Origin of the sequence: Plantactinospora sp. WMMB782 (assembly GCF_049179135.1) — a bacterium.
Taxonomy (GTDB): Bacteria; Actinomycetota; Actinomycetes; order Mycobacteriales; family Micromonosporaceae; genus Plantactinospora.
On the sequence record NZ_JBMHMC010000007.1, the window covers coordinates 427,505 to 448,170 of the forward strand.

The 20,666-nt window shown below is 73.8% G+C and carries 15 protein-coding genes; 7 read left to right on the forward strand and 8 right to left on the reverse strand.

The genetic code is table 11. From position 1 onward, the window contains the following. The first annotated feature begins 133 nt into the window (after positions 1-133). A complete protein-coding gene (locus ACN28A_RS03785) occupies positions 134-1,621 on the forward strand; it encodes an NAD(P)/FAD-dependent oxidoreductase (RefSeq protein WP_421392344.1) in 1,488 nt (495 codons plus the stop codon). Positions 1,622-1,664: 43 nt separating this feature from the next. Here ACN28A_RS03785 and ACN28A_RS03790 read toward each other — a convergent pair whose 3' ends face one another. Beyond that, positions 1,665-4,766: a helix-turn-helix transcriptional regulator gene (locus ACN28A_RS03790; RefSeq protein ID WP_421392346.1), complete on the reverse strand. Its 3,102-nt coding sequence runs from the start codon at positions 4,764-4,766 to the stop codon at positions 1,665-1,667. Continuing rightward, the gene (locus tag ACN28A_RS03795; RefSeq protein WP_421392349.1) at positions 4,763-4,939 is read right to left on the reverse strand and encodes a hypothetical protein; all 177 of its coding nucleotides are present in this window, start codon (positions 4,937-4,939) and stop codon (positions 4,763-4,765) included. The genes ACN28A_RS03790 and ACN28A_RS03795 overlap by 4 nt, the downstream gene beginning before the upstream one ends. A gap of 253 nt (positions 4,940-5,192) precedes the next feature. On the opposite strand from ACN28A_RS03795, the gene ACN28A_RS03800 reads away from it, so the two are divergent. Next, positions 5,193-5,885, forward strand: coding sequence for a DUF4191 domain-containing protein (locus ACN28A_RS03800; RefSeq protein WP_278063346.1), 693 nt, complete (start codon positions 5,193-5,195; stop codon positions 5,883-5,885). A gap of 167 nt (positions 5,886-6,052) precedes the next feature. Here the strand turns inward: ACN28A_RS03800 and ACN28A_RS03805 are convergent, their stop codons facing one another. The 3 genes from ACN28A_RS03805 to ACN28A_RS03815 form a co-directional block, all read right to left on the reverse strand. After that, complete coding sequence (locus ACN28A_RS03805) at positions 6,053-6,271, reverse strand: hypothetical protein (protein ID WP_421392351.1); 219 nt, start codon at positions 6,269-6,271, stop codon at positions 6,053-6,055. 2 nt (positions 6,272-6,273) lie between these two features. Beyond that, a complete protein-coding gene (locus ACN28A_RS03810; protein ID WP_421392352.1) occupies positions 6,274-7,341 on the reverse strand; it encodes a LacI family DNA-binding transcriptional regulator in 1,068 nt (355 codons plus the stop codon). Between the two features lie 319 nt (positions 7,342-7,660). Further along, positions 7,661-8,086 carry an RDD family protein gene (locus ACN28A_RS03815; RefSeq protein WP_421392354.1) on the reverse strand — a complete coding sequence of 142 codons (426 nt, stop codon included), beginning with the start codon at positions 8,084-8,086 and terminating at the stop codon, positions 7,661-7,663. A gap of 284 nt (positions 8,087-8,370) precedes the next feature. Here ACN28A_RS03815 and glnA point away from each other — a divergent pair, with 284 nt between their 5' ends. The 4 genes from glnA (at position 8,371) to ACN28A_RS03835 (ending at position 12,683) form a co-directional block, all read left to right on the forward strand. Continuing rightward, complete coding sequence (gene glnA, locus ACN28A_RS03820; protein WP_421392356.1) at positions 8,371-9,795, forward strand: type I glutamate--ammonia ligase; 1,425 nt, start codon at positions 8,371-8,373, stop codon at positions 9,793-9,795. Positions 9,796-10,066: 271 nt separating this feature from the next. Then, positions 10,067-10,471 (forward strand): PadR family transcriptional regulator, encoded by a 405-nt coding sequence (locus ACN28A_RS03825; RefSeq protein WP_421392358.1) that lies wholly within the window; start codon positions 10,067-10,069, stop codon positions 10,469-10,471. Next, complete coding sequence (locus tag ACN28A_RS03830) at positions 10,468-11,643, forward strand: GlsB/YeaQ/YmgE family stress response membrane protein (RefSeq protein ID WP_421392360.1); 1,176 nt, start codon at positions 10,468-10,470, stop codon at positions 11,641-11,643. Before ACN28A_RS03825 ends, ACN28A_RS03830 begins: the two co-directional genes overlap by 4 nt. A 212-nt stretch (positions 11,644-11,855) precedes the next feature. After that, positions 11,856-12,683 carry a YhjD/YihY/BrkB family envelope integrity protein gene (locus ACN28A_RS03835; protein WP_421392362.1) on the forward strand — a complete coding sequence of 276 codons (828 nt, stop codon included), beginning with the start codon at positions 11,856-11,858 and terminating at the stop codon, positions 12,681-12,683. Between the two features lie 40 nt (positions 12,684-12,723). Here ACN28A_RS03835 and ACN28A_RS03840 read toward each other — a convergent pair whose 3' ends face one another. Beyond that, the gene (locus ACN28A_RS03840) at positions 12,724-14,274 is read right to left on the reverse strand and encodes a pyridoxal phosphate-dependent decarboxylase family protein (protein WP_421392365.1); all 1,551 of its coding nucleotides are present in this window, start codon (positions 14,272-14,274) and stop codon (positions 12,724-12,726) included. A 210-nt stretch (positions 14,275-14,484) separates the two neighbouring features. Between ACN28A_RS03840 and ACN28A_RS03845 the strand changes: the two genes are divergently transcribed. Then, a complete protein-coding gene (locus ACN28A_RS03845; RefSeq protein WP_421392368.1) occupies positions 14,485-15,459 on the forward strand; it encodes an expansin EXLX1 family cellulose-binding protein in 975 nt (324 codons plus the stop codon). Between the two features lie 66 nt (positions 15,460-15,525). Here ACN28A_RS03845 and ACN28A_RS03850 read toward each other — a convergent pair whose 3' ends face one another. Both ACN28A_RS03850 and ACN28A_RS03855 read right to left on the reverse strand, forming a co-directional pair. Then, positions 15,526-17,397: a hypothetical protein gene (locus tag ACN28A_RS03850; RefSeq protein ID WP_421392370.1), complete on the reverse strand. Its 1,872-nt coding sequence runs from the start codon at positions 17,395-17,397 to the stop codon at positions 15,526-15,528. Continuing rightward, the gene (locus ACN28A_RS03855; protein ID WP_421392372.1) at positions 17,390-20,662 is read right to left on the reverse strand and encodes a bifunctional [glutamine synthetase] adenylyltransferase/[glutamine synthetase]-adenylyl-L-tyrosine phosphorylase; all 3,273 of its coding nucleotides are present in this window, start codon (positions 20,660-20,662) and stop codon (positions 17,390-17,392) included. The genes ACN28A_RS03850 and ACN28A_RS03855 overlap by 8 nt, the downstream gene beginning before the upstream one ends. Positions 20,663-20,666 lie beyond the last annotated feature (4 nt).

Here is a 20,666-nt window from a genome sequence, read left to right on the forward strand (position 1 = left end):
CCGGCAGCCCGGCAGGCCCGGCTTGGCTACGCCCCGTGACGAGCCAGGGCCCGGCATGTCGCAGCGGGTTAGATTTCCGGCCGCCAGCCGGGAGGACCTTGCCGATGACACGTCGAAGGTGATGAATAGAAGCATGACAGCAGCACCCCACACCGTGATCATCGGCGCCGGCCCCGCCGGTCTGACCGCGGCGTACGAGCTGACCAAGCGGAACGCCACCGTCGACGTGTTCGAGGCCGACGACGTGGTGGGCGGGATCAGCCGTACCGTCGAACGTGACGGTTGGCGGTTCGACATCGGCGGGCACCGCTTCTTCACCAAGGTCCCGCAGGTCGAGGCGCTCTGGCACGAGATCCTGCCCGCCGAGGACTTCCTGCTCCGTCCCCGGATGAGCCGGATCTACTACCAGGGGAAGCTGTACGACTATCCGCTCAAGGCCGGCAACGCGCTGCGCAATCTCGGCGTCGTCGAGGCGCTGCGCTGCGTCGGCTCGTACCTCTGGGCCAAGGTCTCGCCGCCGAAGGACCAGTCCCACCTCGCCGGCTGGGTGACCGCCCGGTTCGGCCGGCGGCTCTTCGAGCACTTCTTCAAGACGTACAACGAGAAGCTCTGGGGCGTGCCGGCGACGGAACTCTCCGCCGACTGGGCGGCGCAGCGGATCAAGAACCTGTCGCTGTCGAACGCGGTGCTGAACGCGCTGCTGCCCAGGCGCAACCAGAAGGACATCACCAGCCTGATCGAGGAGTTCAACTATCCCAAGCACGGCCCCGGGATGATGTGGGAACGCTGCGCCGAGCACGTCGAGAAGCGCGGCGGCCGGGTGGTACTGAACACCGGGGTCACCGCCGTGCACCGGGCCGGCGGGCGGGCGGTCGCGGTCACCGTCGACGGTCCGGACGGGCGGCGCCGGGTCGACGCCGACCACGTGGTCTCGTCGATGCCGATCTCCCAGCTGGTGCTGGCGATGGATCCGCCGGCCCCCGAGGAGGTACGCACCGCCGCGCAGGAGCTGTTCTACCGCGACTTCCTGACCGTGGCGCTGGTGGTGCCGGCCGAGTTCAGTTTCCCGGACAACTGGATCTACATCCACTCCCCGGAGGTGCAGGTCGGCCGGATCCAGAACTTCGGCTCCTGGTCGCCGTACCTGGTCAAGGACGGGCGGACCTGCCTCGGGCTGGAGTACTTCCTGAACATCGGCGACGAGCTGTGGAACAGCCCGGACGCCGACCTGGTGGCGCTGGGCACCGCCGAACTGGAACGACTCGGCCTGGTCCGCCCCGGCTCGGTCGAGACCGGCTACGTGGTACGCATGCCGCGCGCGTACCCGTTCTACGACTTCGGCTACAAGGCGAACGTGGCGACGATCCGGGACTGGCTCGCCGCCGAGGTGCCGAACGTGCACCCGGTCGGCCGCAACGGGATGCACCGCTACAACAACGCGGACCACTCGATGATGACCGCGCTGCTGTCGGTGTCGAACATCCTGGACGGCACCGCCCACGACGTGTGGACGGTCAACGTGGAGGAGGAGTACCACGAGGAGAAGGGGCCGGGCGATCATGGCACCGGCCGCGCCGCGCCGGTCCTCCCCCGCACCCCCGTCCCCGACCGAGTCAGTTAGGAAGGGCCGCAAGCCACAAAAAACGATAAGCGGGGGCCCTTCCCTACTCCGGGGGCGGGGGGTTGAGCAGGCCGAGTCGGTGCGCGACCGCCGCCGCCTCGATCCGGTTCGCCACATCCAGCTTCGCGATGATCCGGGAGACGTGCACGCTCGCCGTCTTCGGCGAGATGTAGAGCCGCTGCGCGATCCGGCTGTTGCTGTGCCCCTCGGCGACCAGCCGCAGCACCTCCTGCTCCCGGGCGGTGAGCAGCTCGGTCCCGGGCGCCGCGCCGGGCGCGGGCCGCAACCCGAGCCGCCGGGCCAGCGTCGCCGCCTGCTCCCCCAGGGGTACGGCCGCAAGCTCGCCCGCGATCGCCGCCGCCTCCTCCAGCGCCCCCGCCGCCAGCACCCGGTCCCCGGCCGAGGCCGCCGCCTCGGCCAGCCGGAACAGGGCCCGGCCGAGCGGATAGCGCTGGCCGTCGACCCGCCACGCGGCCACGGCCTCCTGCCAGCACGACACCGCCTCGGGTCCGGCGGCGAGCGTCGCCGTCACCTGGGTCGCGTACGCCTGCTCGGCCGGGTACCGGACGGCCACCCCGCCGGCCGCCGACCGTACCCGCTCGGCGAGTTCCCGGTCGCCGGCCGCGCTGGCGGCCCGAGCGGCGGCGGCCAGCGCCGGCCAGGCGTACCGGGGGTTGGTTTCGAGCGGCCGGCCGAGCAGGGTCCGGGCGGCCTCCACGGCCAGCGGCACGTCCCCGGCGGCCAGGGCCGCCTCCACCCGCAGCTCGTAGAGCGGCAACTCCAGCGGCAGGTACGGCCGGCGCAGGAAACCCAGCGCCCGGGCGACCAGCTCGTCGGCGCCCGTCTGGCCCCGGGCCAGCCGCAGCCCGGCCCGCAACTGCAACCAGTGGTATCCGGTGATGCCGGGCAGGTCGAGCCGGGCCGCCTGCCCGCACAACTCGTCGGCCTCGTCCCAGCGGCCCAGCGCGATAAGCGCCTCGGCCTGGTTGGAGAGCAGGAACGCGCCGGTGGAGCGGCTGATCCCGAACCGCCTCGCCTCGGCGTACCCGGTGGCGGCGGCCTCGGCCGACTCGGCGTACCGGCCGACCTCGCAGAGCGCGTCGGAGCTGACCACCAGCGCGGTCACCAGCGCGGACGGGTCGTCCGCCGCCTCGGCCAGTTCGACCGCGCGGCGCAGCCCGGCCAGCCCGTCCTCCGGTGAGACCTGCCGGCTGCACACCCAGCCGGCGGCGAGGGTCGCGCTCACCATGGCGTCCTGGTCGGCCAGTGCGGTCGCGGCGGCCACCGCCTCGGCGGCGATCCGGCCGCCCTCGGCCCGGTCCACCCGGACAACCTGGAAGGCGATGTCGGCCAGCAGGCGCACCCGCTGCGGGTCACCGTCCACGTCGGCGACCAGCGCGTACGCCTCGCGCAGGTCGTCGGCGCCGTCGGACTTGCCGAGGATCCGCAGCAGCCGGCCGCGCAGCAGCCGCACCCGGGCCGCCCGCACCGGTTCGGCCGTGGCGTCCAGCTCGGCGAGCATCGCCCGGGTCAGCGCCAGCGCCCGGCTGTAGTCGCCGGCGGTCGAGGTCGCCGACAGGGTCGCCTCCAGCAGGGCGACGTGGTCCCGGCCGAGCAGCTCCGCCGGGTCCGGCACCTGCTCCCAGAGTTCGAGTACCCGCTCCAACAGCCGCCCCTGCTCGGCGTACGCGTACCGGGAGCCGGCCGCCTCGGCGGCGGCCCAGGCGGCGGTGAGGGCGCGGGGGTAGTCGTGTGCCGCGTACCAGTGGTGGGCCAGCTCGGTCGGGGCCCGCCCGTCGGCGACGAGCTGCGGCTGCGCCTCGATCGCGGCGGCGTACCGGGCGTGCAGCCGGGCGTGCTCGCCGGGGAGCAGGTCCTCGTGCACCGCCTCACGGACCAGCGCGTGCCGGAACTCGTAACCGCCGTCCGGGTCGGCGACCACCAGCTGGGCGGCGACGGCGGCCCGGAGTGCCTCCTCCAGCTCGGTCTCCGGCACCCCGGCCACCTCGGCGAGCAGTTCGTGCGCGATCCGGGTACCGCCGGCACCGGCGATCCGGAGTACCCGCTGGGCCGGCTCGGGCAGCCGGTCGACCCGGGCCAGCAGCAGGTCGCGAAGTGTGTCCGGCAGGTCGGCGCAGCCGCTCGGGTCGCTGGCGGCGGCGAGTTCCTCGACGAAGAACGGGTTGCCCTGGGTCCGGCCGTGGATGGTGTCGATGGCCCGGTCGCTCGGCTCGTAGCCGAACAGGTCGGCCAGTACCTGTCCGGTGCCCTCCCGGTCCAGCCGGTCCAGTTCCAGTCGCTCGACGCCGCGGGCCCGGTCCAGCTCGGCCAGGAAGGGGCGGAGCGGATGCCCCCGGTGCAGCTCGTCGGAGCGGTAGGTGCAGATCAGGAGTACCCGGGCCGGCCGGACCGCGCGGGCGAGGAAGGAGATCAGGTCCCGGGTCGAGCGGTCGGCCCAGTGCAGGTCCTCGATCACCAGCACCAGCGGGCGCTGTGCGGCGAGCCGGGTGAAGAGCCCCGCCACCAGCTCGAAGAGGTAGCCCCGGTGCGGGTCCAGGGAGAGTTCCGGCCCGTCGGTGGCGGTCCGGGTGTCGGCGCCGGTCGGCACGCCCTGGAGCCGGGCCAGCTCGGGCAGCAGGCGGGCGAACTCCCGCTCGTACCCCTCGAAAGCCGCCGCCCCGTCGCGGCGCAGCACCTGGCGGAGCGCGGCGGCGAACGGTGCGAAGGGCAGACCCTGCTCGCCGAGTTCCAGGCACTGCCCGACGAGGAGCTGGCTGCCGTCGGCGCCGGCCTGCCGACCGAACTCCTCGATCAGCCGGCTCTTGCCGACGCCGGCCTCGCCGCCGACGAGCAGCGCGACCGGCTCGTCGGCCCGGACCCGCTTGAGCGCGTCGTGCAGGACGGCGAGTTCGGACTGGCGGCCGACGAGAACGCTGCTGGCGGCACGAGTGGTCACGGATTCGAGGATGCCACGCCGGGCGTGATCCCCGAAGATCCGAACTCCGGTCCCGGTCCCGCTGCCGGCCGCCGGACCGGGGACACCGGCCGCCCCCGAGGCGTCGGCCGGGGTGCCGTCGGTCCGGTCGGCCGGCTGCCGAGCGGTCCGCTCGGCCGGCGGGGCGAGCAGGGTGGCGTCCCGGCTCACCGGGCGGCCGGGCCGGCCGGCGCGGACTGCCGGCCGTGCGCGGCGCGGGCCCGGTGCCGCCGGGACCGGCGGGGCACCGAGCGGGCGAGCCGCGCCGAGGCGGCCTCCGCCCGCAGTTCGTCGGCGTGGGTACGGTGCAGGGTGAGCAGGAAGTGCGCGTCGGTGCTGAACATCGCTGGGCTCCTATCGGATGCGGTTCTCTTCGCTGATGTCCACTCTTCGCCGGAAGGCACCCCGGGCACATTGGTGCGCCGCCTGATCTACGCCCGGCCACCCTCCTTAGTCGCACCCGCTGCGGCTACCTCAGCCCCGTAAGGTCCTTACCTCCGTGCCAGCCGGCCGGGGGCCGGGGTGCAGCCCGGCCGGGGACGGGATGAGCCCGGCCGGGCACCGGAGGCGCGGCGCGGGGCTACTAGACTCCGTGGAATGGCAAAGGCGCAGGAGAAGGTGTCGTTCGGCCAGCGGCTGAAGCAGATCGGGATGGTGTTCTCGTTCACCGCCAAACGCGACAAGTGGTTCGTGCCACTCGCCGTCGTCGCGGTGCTGGTCCCGATCGCGCTCACCGTGGTCGCGGTGCTGGAGTGGGGCTGGCTCTGGCTGCCGATCGGCATCCTGCTCGCCCTGCTCGCCCTGTTGATCGTCCTCAACCTGCGCTCCAACCGGGCGATGATGAACGCCGCCGAAGGGCAGCCCGGCGCGGCGGCCTCGATCCTGGAGAGCATGCGGGGCGACTGGCGGGTCACCCCGGCGGTCAGCTCCACGACCCAGATGGACATGGTGCACCTGGTCGTCGGCAAGCCCGGGGTGATCCTGCTCGGCGAGGGCAACCCGCAGCGGACCAGGAGCCTGCTCGGCCAGGAGAAGCGGCGGCTCGCCAAGGTGATCGGCACCGCCCCGCTCTACGACTACATGATCGGCCAGGGCGAGGACGAGCTGTCGCTGCGCAAGCTGCGTACGACTCTGCTGCGGCTGCCGCCCAACCTCAAGGGCAAGGACGTGAACGCCCTGGACAAGCGGCTCAAGGCACTTTCGGCGGCCCGGCCGCAGCTGCCGAAGGGCGCGATCCCGAAGAACATGCGCCCGCCCAAGGGCGCCTTCCGGCAGATGCGCGGCCGGTAGCCCGCGTCAGGAGGCGCCTTACCCGGCAGATGCGCGGCCGGTAGCCCGCCTCGGAAGGCGCGTTCCCGGCAGATGCGCGGCCGGTGGCCCGGGTCAGGAGGGTAGTCAGTCCAGCCACGAGGCCGGGTCGCTGGCCGCCGGGTCACCTGGCCGGGCCGTTGGCCCGGTCACGACGTGCAGGGCCGGGTGGTCGATCCGGACGGCACCGCCGGCTGGGCCGGGGCGAGCCGGTCCGCGACCTGCCGCAGCATCGCCGCGGTGCTCCGCCGGAGCAGCCCCGGACGGCCGCCCGGGGTCGAATCCGGCCGGACCGGCGCGCCCGGACGGGCGGAGCGGACGTGCCGCTCGGTCGCACCGAGCGCGAGATTGTAGCCTACGGGGTCCATTGTCAGTTCCTTTCGACGGGACCGGTCGAGGCGCGGACGACCAGTTCGGTGGGGAGGAGCACCTGACGGGCGGCGGGGTCCTCGGGCGGGTCCAGCAGCAGCCGGCCGGCGATCGCGCCCTTCCGCACGGCCGGTTGCCGGATCGTGGTGAGCCCGGCGGCGGCCGCCTCCGGGATGTCGTCGAAGCCGGTGACCGAGACGTCCCGCCCCGGTCGCAGTCCCCGGGCGGCGAGCGCGTCGAGCACCCCGAGCGCTAGCAGGTCGGTCACCGCGAGCACCGCCGTCGGCCGGTCCGCCCGGTCGAGGAGGTACGCCGCCGCGCGTTCCCCCTCGGCCCGGCTGTTCGCGGCGGCGTTGCAGAACAGCAGGTCGCTCCAGCCGATCCCGCCCTCGGCCAGCCCCTCGGCGAAGCCGCGTGACCGCTCGCGGGTGACGTCGTAGCGGATCTGGGCCGGATCGGCGACGCTTACCGGTCCGGTCCGGCGCTCCGCCACCAGGAAGTCGGAGACCACCGCGACCCGGCGGTGCCCGAGCTGGGCGAGGTGGCCGCCGACGGCACGGGTGGCGGCGACCTCGTCGATCCCCACGTACATGGTGTCCGGTCCGGGCTGGCCGGGCCGCTCGGCGGCGACCGTCGGCAGGCCACGGGAGCGGGTCACCTCCAGCGCGCCGTGCCAGGCCGGTACGCAGTAGACGCAGAACCCGTCGACCGCCGCGTTCCGGACCGCCCGGATGCCGGCCTCCTCCTCTGCCTCGGAGAGCGGGACCAGCAGCAGGCCGCTGCCGTACCGCTCGGCGGTCTCGGCGACGCCCCGGAGGAACTGCACCGCGTACGGGTCGGTGAAGGCGTAGGAGAGTGCCGAGGTGAAGAGCACGCCGATCGCACCGACCCGGCCCCGCCGCAGTGACCGGGCCATCGGATCCGGCCCCGGGTAACCCAGTCGGCGGGCCGCCTCGTGGATCTTCTCCCGCAGCGCCGGTGACAACTGGTCCGGCCGGCTGTACGCGTTGGAGACCGTACTGCGGGAGACGCCGACGGCGTCGGCCACGGTCTGCAGTGTCGGCTTCACCGATCCGCCTTCTGTATCGATCCAGTAGCTCTTCTAAATCGATACAGTACGCCACTGCGCCATCCCCCGCCAGCAATACCCCAGAGAAAATCCGACTCCCACGACCCCGACACACCCACCACGGCAAGCCGTCACACGCTCACCTGGACACCAGAGGCGTTATGCAGGGCCGGTAACGCCTCTGGTGTCCAGGTGAGCCGTCAGGCAACCGCGAGCGCGGGCGGACCAGCGAGCGCCGGGCGGGTGAGCGAGCGCCGGGCGGACCAGCGAGCGCGGGCGGGTGAGCGAGCGCGGGTGGGGGCGGGTGAGCGGGTGAGGGTCAGCGGGTGGGGCGGGTTGGCGGGGCCGTCAGCACGATCGAGCCGGCCGCCCGGTCGTGCAGGCCACGGTTGCGCTCGTCCATGACCAGTGCCGGTATCACCAACCCGAGCAGGGCGCCCCGGAGCAGCGCGCGGAGCACGCCGATCCGGCCACCGTCGGTGTACCGGACGCAGTGCAGGCGGCACACCCACATGCCCGGCGTCTGCGCGAAGAGGCCGATGAAGAAGCCGTACACGAGAACGAGGGTGAGGACCGGTGCCCAGCCGTCGGAGACCGGGTCGGCGTAGAGGTTGGTGGCCAGCAGGCAGAGGATCCAGTCGATGCTCAGCGCGGCGAACCGGCGAGCCAGGGTCGGCAGCGGGCCGGTCGGGTCGACCGCCGGGCCGGGCGGGGCGGGGCTGTGCTGCTGAGCTGCCACGGTCAACCAGGGTAGCGGCCGGCGGCGCCCGCCCTGGCACGGCTCCACCGACCGGGACCCCGGTCACCTGCCCGGACAGTGCTATCCCGACGGCGACGACCGGAGAGGTGACAAACTGGGCCAACCGGCTAAACCGGAGTATCATCCCGATCAGACCCGAGCGGCCACCTGCGGGGATCACGCTCCGCAGATGACGTAACACGGCAGAAACATCAGAGACATGCTCGGGCAATCGCATGGCCATAGCGTCGCCACCAGCCTAGCCATCAGTGGACGTGCCAGGAGGACGTGTGTTCGCCAACCCCGAGGAACTCCTGCGATACCTCAAGAACGAGGACGTGCGGTTCGTCGATGTTCGTTTTTGTGACCTGCCCGGCGTGATGCAGCACTTCAACCTGCCGGTCGAGTCGTTCGACGAATCGGTCTTCACCGACGGTCTCGCCTTCGACGGATCGTCGATCCGTGGCTTCCAGGCGATCCACGAGTCGGACATGCTGCTGCTGCCCGACGTCGCCACCGCCTTCATCGACCCCTTCCGGGCGCAGAAGACGCTGGCGCTGAACTTCTTCATCCACGACCCGTTCACCCGCGAGGCGTACTCGCGGGACCCGCGCAACGTGGCGAAGAAGGCGGAGGCGTACCTCGCCGCCAGCGGCATCGCCGACACCGCGTACTTCGGCCCGGAGGCCGAGTTCTACATCTTCGACTCCGTCCGGCACGAGACCTCGGCGCACCAGGCGTTCTACTACATCGACTCGATCGAGGGTGCCTGGAACACCGGCCGCGAGGAGGAGGGCGGCAACCGGGGCTACAAGACCCCGTACAAGGGCGGCTACTTCCCGGTGCCGCCGGTCGACCACTACGCCGACCTGCGCGACCAGATCGTCCAGCAGCTGCTGGGCGCCGGGTTCACCGTCGAGCGCTCGCACCACGAGGTGGGCACCGCCGGCCAGGCTGAGATCAACTACAAGTTCTCCACCCTGCTGCACGCGGGCGACCAGCTCCAGCTCTTCAAGTACATCGTGAAGAACACCGCCTGGGCGGCCGGCAAGACCGCGACCTTCATGCCCAAGCCGCTCTTCGGCGACAACGGCTCCGGCATGCACACCCACCAGAGCCTGTGGCTGAACGGCGAGCCGCTGTTCTACGACGAGACCGGGTACGCCGGCCTGTCCGACACCGCCCGCTGGTACATCGGCGGCCTGCTGCACCACGCCCCGTCGCTGCTGGCCTTCACCAACCCGACGGTCAACTCGTACCGCCGGCTGGTGCCGGGCTTCGAGGCCCCGGTCAACCTGGTCTACTCGCAGCGGAACCGCTCCGCCTGCACCCGGATCCCGGTCACCGGCAGCAACGCCAAGGCCAAGCGGGTCGAGTTCCGGGTGCCGGACCCGTCCGCCAACGTCTACCTGGCCTTCTCGGCCATGATGATGGCCGGCCTGGACGGTATCAAGAGCAAGATCGAGCCGCCGGAGCCGATCGACAAGGACCTCTACGACCTCCCGCCGGAGGAGTGGGGCTCGGTCAAGCAGGTCCCCGGCTCGCTGCCCGAGGTGCTGGACTCGCTGGAGGCGGACCACGACTTCCTGCTGGAGGGTGGCGTCTTCACCCCCGACCTGATCTCCACCTGGGTGGAGTGGAAGCGGGCGAACGAGGTCGACCCGGTCCGGCTGCGGCCGACCCCGCACGAGTTCGCGATGTACTTCGACGTCTGATCCCGGACGTCCGCCCGGGTCAGTGCCTCTCGCACGGACCCGGGCAGTGCGGCACCGACACGTCCGACGCGCCGCCGACCAGCCCCGCCCGGGGCCCGGTCGGCGGCGCGTCCGCGTTTCCAGCGCCGCCGGACAGCGTGCAGACCAGCACCGCCGGACAGCGTGCAGACCAGCACCGCCGGACAGCCGGAAGCCGGTGTGGACGGGTTGCCAAGGCGACGCGCCGATGGCTTTCCCACCGATATAGCTCGGCTACCGATATATTCGTGCCATGACCACACCCGTTCCGCTGCGGGAACCGACGTTCCTGATCCTCACCGCCCTGGCCCGGGAGCCGATGCACGGCTACGGCATCGTCACCGAGGTCGCCGCGCTCTCCGACGGCCGCCTGACGCTGCGCCCCGGCACCCTCTACGGCGCCCTCGACCGGCTCACCGACGAGGGCCTGGTCGAGCCGGACCGGGAGGAGGTCGTGGGCGGCCGGCTGCGCCGCTACTACCGGCTGACCGACTCCGGCGGCACCGTGCTGGCCGCCGAGACCGAACGGCTGCGCCGCAACGTCGAGGCGGCCAGCCAACGCCTGCGAGCCCGTGACGCCCGAGCCTCGGAGGGCTCGGCCGCCCGTCCGGCGCCGGCGGTCCGCCCCGCCGTCCGACTCGCGGCAGGTGCGGCATGACCGAGCAGCCCGGAAGAACCGAACAGCCCGGAGAAATTGAGCAGCCCGGAAGAACCGAACAGCCCGGAGGAATTGAGCAGCCCGGAAGAACCGAGCAGCCCGGCGGGGTCACGCAGGACGGTACGACCGCAGAGCCGGGTCCGCTGGAACGGCGCTACCGGCGACTGCTGTACGCGTACCCGAACCGCTACCGGTCGAGCCGGGGGGACGAGCTGGTCGGGACGTACCTCGATCTGGTGGACCAGGATCGGCGCTGGCCCTCACCGCGCGACGCCGTCGACGTGTTGCGTGGCGGGCTGCGGCAGCGGCTGCGCGAGCAGGGCGCCCTCGGATTCGCCGCCGGCCTGCCGGTCGCCGCGACAACCGCGCTGAGCATGCTGGCGGCGCTGGCGGCCTTCCTGCTCGTCCAGGTCGAGTTCACGAACCTGCCGGCCGACGTGTTGCCCGCGCAGGTCGGTCCGGCGCAGACCCTCGGCGTGTTCCTCTGGGCCGGCTGGCTACTGGCCGCGCTCGCCACGACGGTGCTGCCGGGGCGCTGGGCACGCCGGGGCGTCGCCGCCGCCGTCCTGTTGACGCTGATCCTGATCCCGGCCGCACCGCTGGCCGGGCTGCCCCGGCCACCGCTCTACGTGCTCGTCCCGGTGTTGGCATTCGGCCTGACGGCGCTGGCGCTGCCCGCCCACCCCGGCTGGGCGGGCCGGATCCCGCCACCGCTCGGGGCGTTGACCGGTACGGCCGTGGCCGCGCTGTTCGAGGTCGCCGAGGGCGGCGGCAACTGGTTCACCAGCTACAACTCCACGGTCGAGGTCCTCGGCATGGCGGGTGTGGTGCTGGTCGGGCTGGCGCTGTCCCTTGGTCTCGTCCGGGCGGTCACCGGTGACAGCCGGGCACTGTGGTCGGTCGTCCTGCTGGTCACCCCGGCCGGTCTGCTCGCGATCCGACCGATCGCCGAGTGGTACTGGGGCGGCGCACCAACCTGGTCCGAACTCGCCGCTACCGCCGTCGTCATCCCGCTGGTCGGCGCGGGCGTGCTCCTTGCCGTGATCGCCTGGCACGGCGCCCGGTACCGGGCGATCCGGGCACGCTCGGTCGGCAATCCGTGCCCCACCTGCGGACACGTCTCCGAGGTCGGGCAGCGGGCCGACGCCGGAAGAGGCTGGGCAGCGCCCTGACCAACTCGGCGCCTCGGACAACCCGGGCGCCCTGGAGCGGAACCGGACCACCGCGCCCGGGTCTGCGGGCGATGCCCCGTCAAGGATGGGGGTGGGGAACTCGCCTGTCCCCGACCGGTTCACCAGACCGGTCGGGGATTTCAGCGCGCCGTTCAGCTCACTCGAGCGTCGTCGGGGGCGTGCCGGATCGCTCGGTTGGGAAGAGGACAGCGATGGGCAGCAGATGGCGGACGGCAAAGCGGATCACCCGGGCGGCGTTCCGGCCGATCCGGGACAGTGATCTCTCCCTGCACGCCGCCGCGATCACCTTCTTCGGGGCGATCGCTGTGGTACCCGTGGCGCTGCTGGCCATCTGGCTGACCGGCCAGGCGGCCGGCGCCGAGCGGGTCCGCCGGCTCACCGGGTACGCGGTGGAGACCCTGCCGACCGCGATCGGCGCGCCCGGGGCGGTGGCCGCGCTGGTCGAGGCCGGGCTGGGCCTCACCCCACTGCTGGCGCTCGCCTCGCTGCTGCCCGCCTCGCTGTACGGCGAAGGGCTGCGCCGGGCGTTCGTCTCGGTGGTGGCCCACCAGGACGAGTCGGGCGCCCTGGTCGGCTGGCGGGGGCGGCTGCTCCTGCTACCACTGCTCGCCCCCGCGCCGGCGCTGCTGCTGTTCGTCCTGGTGGCCCTGCCCACCACCACCCGACTGGTCCGGCAGGGCGGTCTGCTCGGCACGGTCGGCATCGTGCTCTCCTTCCTGGCGGTCTGGTTGGTGCTCACCCCCGTGCTGCTCTGGGTGTTCCGGGTGGTCGGGCCCGCCTCCCCGGACTGGCTCTCCGCCCTCGGGGTGGGGTCGTTCACCGCCGCGAACCTCTCCGGATTCCTGCACGGCTTCGTGCTGTTCTGCTCGCTGCCACTCGATCTGGGCGTGCCGTTCGGCGGGTTCGACGAGATCGGCGCCGGGGTGGCGGTGCTGCTGTGGCTGTACCTGTTCCATGTGATCGTGCTGTCCGGCTACTCCGCCACCCTCGCGCTGAGCCGCTGGCGGGCCCGGAGGTGAAGCCGTCGTCCCCAGCCGCCGCAGCGTGGGCCGGGGTCGGTCAGGCTGCCGGTGATCCGGTAGTGCCCCCGTCTGCGGCATGGTTCAAGGGCTTGTCGACGCCGGGTCGACCCGTCGCGGTCGACCCGTCGGCGAGTTCGGCGGTCAGTTCGCGTACCACCTCGACCAGCAGATCGATGTCGGCCTCGGTGGTGCGCCAGTTCACGATCGCCGGGCGGAGCGCGATCCGGCCGTCGTAGACGGTGGTGCCGACGAAGACCCGACCGTCGTCGAGCAGTGCCGCGCCGAGCCGCCGGTTGAGGTCGTCGAGTTCGTCCGCCGGCACGTGCGGCGGGGCGGCCCGGAAGCAGACGATGCAGAGTGGCACCTCGGCCAGCCGTTCCAGCTCCGGCGCCTCGTCGACAAGTCGGGCGAGTCGCTGGGCCAGGTCGAGTTGCCGCTCCACCATCGCCCGGTGCCCCTCCCGCCCGTACCCGGCCAGGGTCGCCCAGATCGGCATCGACCGGGCCCGGCGGGACGACTCCGGCCCGTGCAGGGCGTAGTCGACCGGCCCCGGCTGCCCACCCGACCAGAGCGGACTTCCCGGCCCCGGCAGGTACGTCGTACCGGGCATGCCGAACGCGACCGGCAGCCGGGCCGGCTCGCGGAGGAAGGCGAAGCCGCTCTCGTACGGCACGTTGAGCCACTTGTGCGCGTCACAGGCGATCGAGTCGGCCCGCTCGATCCCGCGCAGCAGCCCCGCGGTCCGGGGCGAGAGTGCGGCGAACATCCCGAACGCCGCGTCCACGTGCAACCAGGCGCCGTACCGCTCGGCGAGGTCGGCGAACACGTCGATCGGGTCGAAGTCGCCCGCGTTCACCTCACCGGCGTTGGCGATCAGCACCGCCGGTCCGTCGATAGCGGCGAGGCGCCGCTCGATCGCCGGCAGGTCGGCCCGGCCCACCCGGTCCCGGGCGTACACCTGGGCGGTGTCCCGGCCGTGGCCGAGCATCTGCAACGCCTTGCGGGAGCTGGCGTGCAGGTAGCCGCCGGAGAGCACCGGCATCCGGGGCAGCGTTACCAGACCGTCCGCCGCGACGTCCACGCCGTGCTGTTCGGCCCACCAGTGGGTGGCGACGGCCAGCGAGGTGAAATTCGCGAAGGTGGCGCTGGCGACCAGCGCCCCGCCGTACCCGTCGGGCAGCCCGAACAGTTCGCGCAGCCAGCGCAGCGCGATCGTCTCCAGCTCGGCGGCGAGCGCGGAGGAGGCCCGGAAGGCGGCGTTCTGGTCGAGCAGCGCGGCGGTCCAGTCACCGGCCAGGGCGGCCGGGGTGGCACCGCCGATGACGAAGTGGAAGAAGCGCGGACCGGCCGAGTGGGTCGCGGCGGCGGTGCCGACCCGGAGCAGCCGGTCCAGGGCGGCGGCCGAGCCGACGCCGCGCTCCGGCAGGCCGCCGTCGATCCCGCCCACCTCGGCGAGTTCCCGCAACAGGTGTTCGGTGCCCGGGTCGCGCACCGGGCGGTCGGCCAGCGAGTCCAGGTACGGGCCGGCGGCGACCCAGACCTGCTCCAGCGCCGCCGTCCGGTCCTGCTCGTGCAGTGGATCACCCATGCCAACCTCCGGAACCGATCTCGCGGGCAGTGCCAGGGGCCAGCCTGCCATCGAGGTACCCGGGTCGGCACAGCCAATCAGCGCGCGGTGGTCGTCCGGAACAGCGTGCGGCGGTGTTGTGCGAAACAGCACAGCACCGCACAGCACGGTGTCTTAGCCGCGCCTTAGGTTGCTTGCCCGTTCGGCCCTGGTCGGGAAGCATCCTGCTACGTGGACGACGAGACTGTCGCCGGTCCGGGGCCGGCCCCGGACCAGTCCCGGCGGCGCTCCTCCGGAGGGCGCCGGTGGTTCGCCGGTAGGCGCCGGTGGTTCGCCACCGGGGCGGCTGCCGCGCTGGCCGGTGTGCTCGGCATCGCGCTGGCCGTGCAGAGCGCCGCGGCTCCCGGCTGCGCCGCGCCGCCCACCGGCGGCAGGACCCACCAGGGCAAGGCCACCTTCTACGACCTCGCCGGAGGTGGCGGCAACTGCTCGTACGTCAAGCCGCCGGCCGACCGACTCTACGTGGCACTCGGCCCGAGTGAGTACGCCGCAGCCGCCGCCTGCGGCGGTTACCTGGACGTCACCGGCCCCGACGGTTCGGTACGGGTGCTCGTCGTCGACAGGTGCCCGGAGTGCGGCCCCGGGCACATCGACCTCTCCCGGGAGGCGTTCACCCGGATCGCCGACCCGGTCCGGGGGATCGTGCCGGTGACCTACCGGGCGGTGGTGGACCCGCCGCTGCCCGGACCGCTTACCTTCCGGATGAAGGACGGCGCCTCGGCGTACTGGTTCGCGGTGCTGGTCGGCGAGCACGGTAACCCCCTGCGGTCGGTGCAGGCCCGCCCGGCCGGCTCGGGCAGTTTCCGCGACGCCGCTCGGCAGGACTACAACTACTGGGTGATCGACGGCGGTCTCGGCTCCGGGCCGTACACGATCCGGGTCACCGACGTGTACGGCAACCAGGCGGTCGCCGACGGAATCCGGCTGGCGCCGGAGCAGACCCAGCGCAGCCGAGTCCGGATGTACGGCGGTGCGCCGGGCAGGCCGGCGGCGCGGGCCACCAGCCGTGTGCCGCGTCCGAGCACCATCCCGACGTCGAGCGCGTCGGCCGGCACGTCCCCCGAGTCGACCCCGCCTGCGGACATCGCCCCGTCCGCCCAGGCCGCCAGCGCCAGCGCTGCTCCCTCCGCCGACTGCGCCGGCTGACCCCGCTGCCCCACCAGCGTGCACTTCCCGGACCGGCGCAGGTCGGTAGCTCAGTAGCTCAGTACGTCAGCCGGGGCAGCGCGGTCCCGCCCCGGTCAGGCTGCCGCTTATCGAATACCGGCCGGGCCGGGCCACCCGGAGCACGGTCCAGTCGCCGTACGGGACGAGGCAGGCGCCCGGCCCTCCGCCGTCCACCCGGAGCCACCGCGACCAGCGGACCCGGACCAGGATCTCCCCCGGCTCCGGCACGTCGACGGTCAGCTCCGCCGAGTCGGCCCGCACCAACTCCACCCCCGGGGTGCCGGGACCCGGCCCGTCCACCCCGTCCGGCGGGTCACCTCCGCCCGGTGCGGCCGGACCCGACCCGAGCGCCGCCACGATGGAGGGTGCACCGGTGACGGCGTACACGGTCCAGTCGGGGTGCTGCCAGACGGGCGTGAGATAGGGCAGCCCGTCCCGGATCAGTTCCGCCTCCCGTCGGCCGACCCAGGACGGCTCCGCCCCGGCCAGCGCCACGTACGCCACGCCGTTGTCCCGCAGCCAGCGGCCGTACGACTCCGCGTCGACGCTGCCGTCCAGGAAGAGCCGGTGGTGTGCCTGGTCGGCCTGGCGCAGCCAGCCCCGGGCCAGCGGGGCGACCTCCGGGACGTACGCCGCCTCCCAGTAGTTCGCCGTCGGCACCACCTCGACCCGGCCGGGCGGGCGCCGGCCCAGCTCGGCCAGCAGCGGTGCGAAGTAGCTCCGGGACGCCGTCGGGTCACCGGCCGCCCGCAGGTCCGGTACCGAGACCGGCGGCTCCACCAGCGCCGCCAGCGCGACCACGGCAGCCAGCGCGACAGCCCGGCCCCGGTGACCGGGAGCCGATGCTCCGGCCCCCCGGCGGGACCAGCGGGCGGTCAGCCCGGCCGGCAGCGTCCCGTAGCCGACAATCACCGGCACGGCGAACATCGCGGCCAGCCGGGTGGCGTTCAACCCGACCGGCGTGCGGACCGCGAACGCTGCCAGCACTCCGAGGATGCCGAGTACGGCCCCGATCCGCACCGCCCGGTTCGGCACCAGCAGTACGACAAGCAGACTCGCCGCTGCCGAGGTGAGCGTGTCGACGAGGCTGATGTTCATCCAGCCACCCGCGCCGAAGACCAGCCCCAGCACGGCCACCGGCAGCCCGGCCCCGACCGCCAGCACCGCCCCGTCGGCCGTCGTCGGCCGCCACCGCCGCCCACCCGACCGCCCGCTCTCCGCGCCACCGGTCGACCGTGCCGGGAGCGTTGTCGACCGTGCCGGGAGCGTTGTCGACCGTGCCGGGAGCGTTGTCGACCGTGCCGGGAGCGTTGTCGACCGTGCCGGGAGCGTGGCGGTCAGGGCCAGGGCCACTCCGGCGAGGCCGACGAAGAGGCCCGCGACCGGACTCGCGGCGCCGGCCAACACCGCCGCCACCCCGGCCACGGCCCGGCGCACCGCCGACTGGAACCCAGCGGTCAGCGCGAGCAGGGCGAGCAGCCCGAAGGCGACCCCGATCGCGTAGGTGATCCGGCCGGAGACCAGGTTGCCGGCGACGCAGGCGGCACCGGCCAGGCCGCCGAGCAGCGGGCGGCGGGCACCGGTGCGCAGCATCAGCAGCGCCAGCGCCGTCGCCGAGACCGGCAGCGCGAGCGCACCCGCCAGCCGGGGGCCGAGGGTGCCGCCGCCGAGCCAGTGCATGAGCGGCGGGGTGACCGGACTGTAGCCGTACGGGGAGATCCCGGCGTACCAGCCGAGGTCCAGCGGAGCCCAGCCGTGCCGGCCGAAGAAGTCGGCCCGGGCGACCTGCGCGGAGAGGTCGGTGCCGAGCGGCGGGGCGAGCAGGAAGGCGACCGCGAGCACGACGGCCACCGCCAGCACGACGGCCGGGCCGACCATGCCGGACAACACCCGCTCGACGCCACGCCGGTCAGGCATTCAGCACGCGCTCCGCCGCTGCCCGGGACCGTCGGGCCGTCCGCAGGTAGTGGTCCAGGAACTCGCCCGGGTCGTCGCCGCCGAGCAGGCGTACCACCCCGGCGAGTTCGACGCCGTGCCGGGGCAGCTGGTCACCGGCCCGGCCGCGGACCAGCATCAGCGCGTTGCGGACCTGGGCGGCCATGCACCAGCCGGCGGCCATCGCGGCGGCGTCGGCGCCGTCGACCACCCCGGCCTCCCGGGCGGCGGCCAGCGCGTCGAGGGTACGCGTGCAGCGCAGCTCGGGCAGCCGGCCGGCGTGCCGGAGCTGGCTGAGCTGCACCGCCCACTCCACGTCGGCCAGCCCGCCCCGGCCCAGTTTGGTGTGCGTGGCCGGGTCGGCGTTCCGGGGCAGCCGTTCGGTCTCCACCCGGGCCTTGATCCGCCGGATCTCCACCACCTGCTCCCGGCTCAACCCCTGCTCCGGATAGCGCACCGGATCGGCTATCGCCTCGAACTCCCGCCCGAGGTCGGCATCGCCGCAGACGTACCTGGCCCGCAGCAGCGCCTGCGCCTCCCAGACCTTCGACCAGCGGGCGTAGTACTGCGCGTACGCGCCGAGGCTGCGCACCAGCGGCCCCTGCCGGCCCTCCGGGCGCAGGTCGGCGTCGACCCCGAGCGGCGGGTCGGCGGCCGGCATGCCGAGCAGCCGGCGCAGCTCCTCGGCGATCGCCCGGGCCGCCGCGCTGGCCGTGTCCTCGGCCACCCCGGCGGGCGGGTCGTAGACGAAGAGCACGTCGGCGTCGGAGAGGTAGTTCATCTCGTACCCGCCGAGCCGGCCCATCCCGATCACCGCGAACCGCAGGCCCGGCAGCTCCGGCTGGGTCGCCCGGGCCACCCGCAGCGCCGCCCCCAGGGTGGCGTCGGTGACGGCGGAGAGCGCCGCGCCGACGGCGAGCACGTCGGAGTCGCCGACGACGCCGGCCGGGGCGGGTTCCGGTGCGACAGTGGTGGCCATCCCGGTCTGGCCGACCGGGGCCAGCGAGCCGGCCCGGTAGAGCACGTCGGCGCAGGCGATCCGGACCAGTTCCCGGCCGCGCAGCGCCCGGACCGAGCGGATCGCCTCGGTCGGGTCGGCCGGTTGTGGCCCCCGGCCGACGAGGTGGCGGTCGGCGGCGGCCACGAACCCGTCCCTGAGCACCTCGGTGTCCCGGGGGGTCAGCTCGGCGTCCTCGGCGAGCAGCCGGAGCGCCTCCGGGTCCCGGGCCAGCAGGTCGGCGACGTAGCGGGAGACGGCCAGGGTACGGGCCAGCCGGCGGGCCACCGGCCCCTCGTCGCGGAGCAGCCGCAGATACCACGGGGTGCCGCCGAGCTTGTCGGAGACCTGCCGGTAGTTGAGCAGCCCCCGGTCCGGCTCGGGCGCGTCGGCGAACTCCTGGAGCAGCACCGGCAGCAGGGTGCGCTGGATCGCCGAGGTCCGGGTCACCCCGCCGGTGAGCGCCTCCAGGTGCCGCAGTGCCCGGGTCGGGTCGGCGAAGCCGAGGATCTCCAGCCGGTTCCGGGCCGCCTCCGGGGTCAGCCGCAGCCCGTCGGCGGGTACCCGGGCGACCGCCTCCAGCAGCGGCCGGTAGAGCAGTTTGGCGTGCAGCCGGCGTACCTCGGTGGCGTGGCCGACCCAGTCGGCCCGGAACGCCTCGACAGCATCCCGGCCGGGCAACGCGGTGTAGCCGAGCGCGTGGGCCAGCCAGCGCAGCGCCGCCGGCTCGGCCGGGACGGTGTGGGTACGCCGCAGCGCCTGCAACTGGAGCCGGTGCTCCACCCCGCGCAGGAAGCGGTACCCGCGCAGCAGCGCCTCCCCGTCGGCCCGCCCGACGTAGCCGCCGGCGACCAGGGCGCGCAGTGCCGGGATGGTGCCCGGCGCCCGCAGCGACTCGTCGACCCGGCCGTGCACGAGCTGGAGCAGTTGCACCGCGAACTCGATGTCCCGCAGTCCACCGGGCCCGCGCTTGATCTCCCGTTCCAGCTCACGTGGCGGGATGTTGTCGATGATCTTCCGGCGCATCGCCCGGACGTCCTCGACCGCCTCCGGCCGCTCGGCCGCCCGCCAGACCAGCGGGGCGAGTGCGTCGATCCACTCCTGGGCCAGCTCGGCGTCCCCGGCCGCGGGACGGGCCTTGAGCAGGGCCTGGAACTCCCAGGTCCGGGCCCAGCGGCGGTAGTAGGCGAGGTGGCTGGCGAGGGTACGCACCAGCGGCCCCCGGTTGCCCTCCGGGCGCAGCGCGGCGTCCACCGGCCAGGCCACCAGTCCGCAGATCTGGATCAGCCGGGTCGCCACCTGGGTGGCCGCCGGCAGGTCCTCGTCGGTCGCGGCCACGAAGATGACGTCGACGTCGGAGACGTAGTTCAGCTCGTTGCCGCCGCACTTGCCCATCGCCACCACCGCCAGCCGGGGCACCGGGGTCCCCGCCGGCAGCTCGCCGAGCGCGATCCCGTACGCGTCGGCCAGGGTGGCGTCGGCCAGGGCCGACAGCGCCGCCATCGTCTGCTCCAGGCCGCGCCCGCCGGTCAGGTCGGCCGCCGCGATCCGCAGCAGGGCCAGCCGGTACGCCTGGCGCAGCGCCGCCACCACCGGCAGTCCGGCGGTCCCGCCGACGATTCCGCCGTCGGCTCCGGTGGTCTCCGGATGCAGCAGTCCCTCGGCGTTCGGCGGCAGACCGTCGCCGCCGGTACGCAGGGCCCGCCACTGCTCGGGATTGGCCACCAGGTGGTCGCCGAGCGCCGACGAGGCACCCAGCACGGCCATCACCCGTCGCCGCAGCCCGGGATCGGCGTGCAGAGCGCCGAGCAGTGTCTCCCGACCACCGTCCCCCGCCGAGCCGGCCCGCGTTCCCGCCGAACCGGTCCCCGCCCCCGCCGAACCAGCCCGCTCCCCCGCCAGACCAGCCTGCGCCGCCACCGAACCAGCCTGCGCTGCCGCCGAACCAGCCCGGCCCGACGGATCAGTACCGGCCGAGCTGGCCGGGACGGCCGAGCGGCGTTCGGCCTCGACGATCCGGTGCAGTTGGCGCAGGGCCAGGTCCGGGTCGGCGGCCCGGGAGAGTGCGGTGAGCAGTTCGCCGGCCGGGGAGTCGACCGGCTCCTGGGCCTCGGCGTCCCAGAGCCCGAGCCCGTCCGGCCCGAGCAGCTCGGCGGCCCGGCTCACGCCGTCGCCGTCGGCCCGCTCCCCGTCTCCCACCCCGAAGCCGTACCGGGCGAGGCGGCGGGGCGCGCTTGTCGGTCTGCTCATCGGC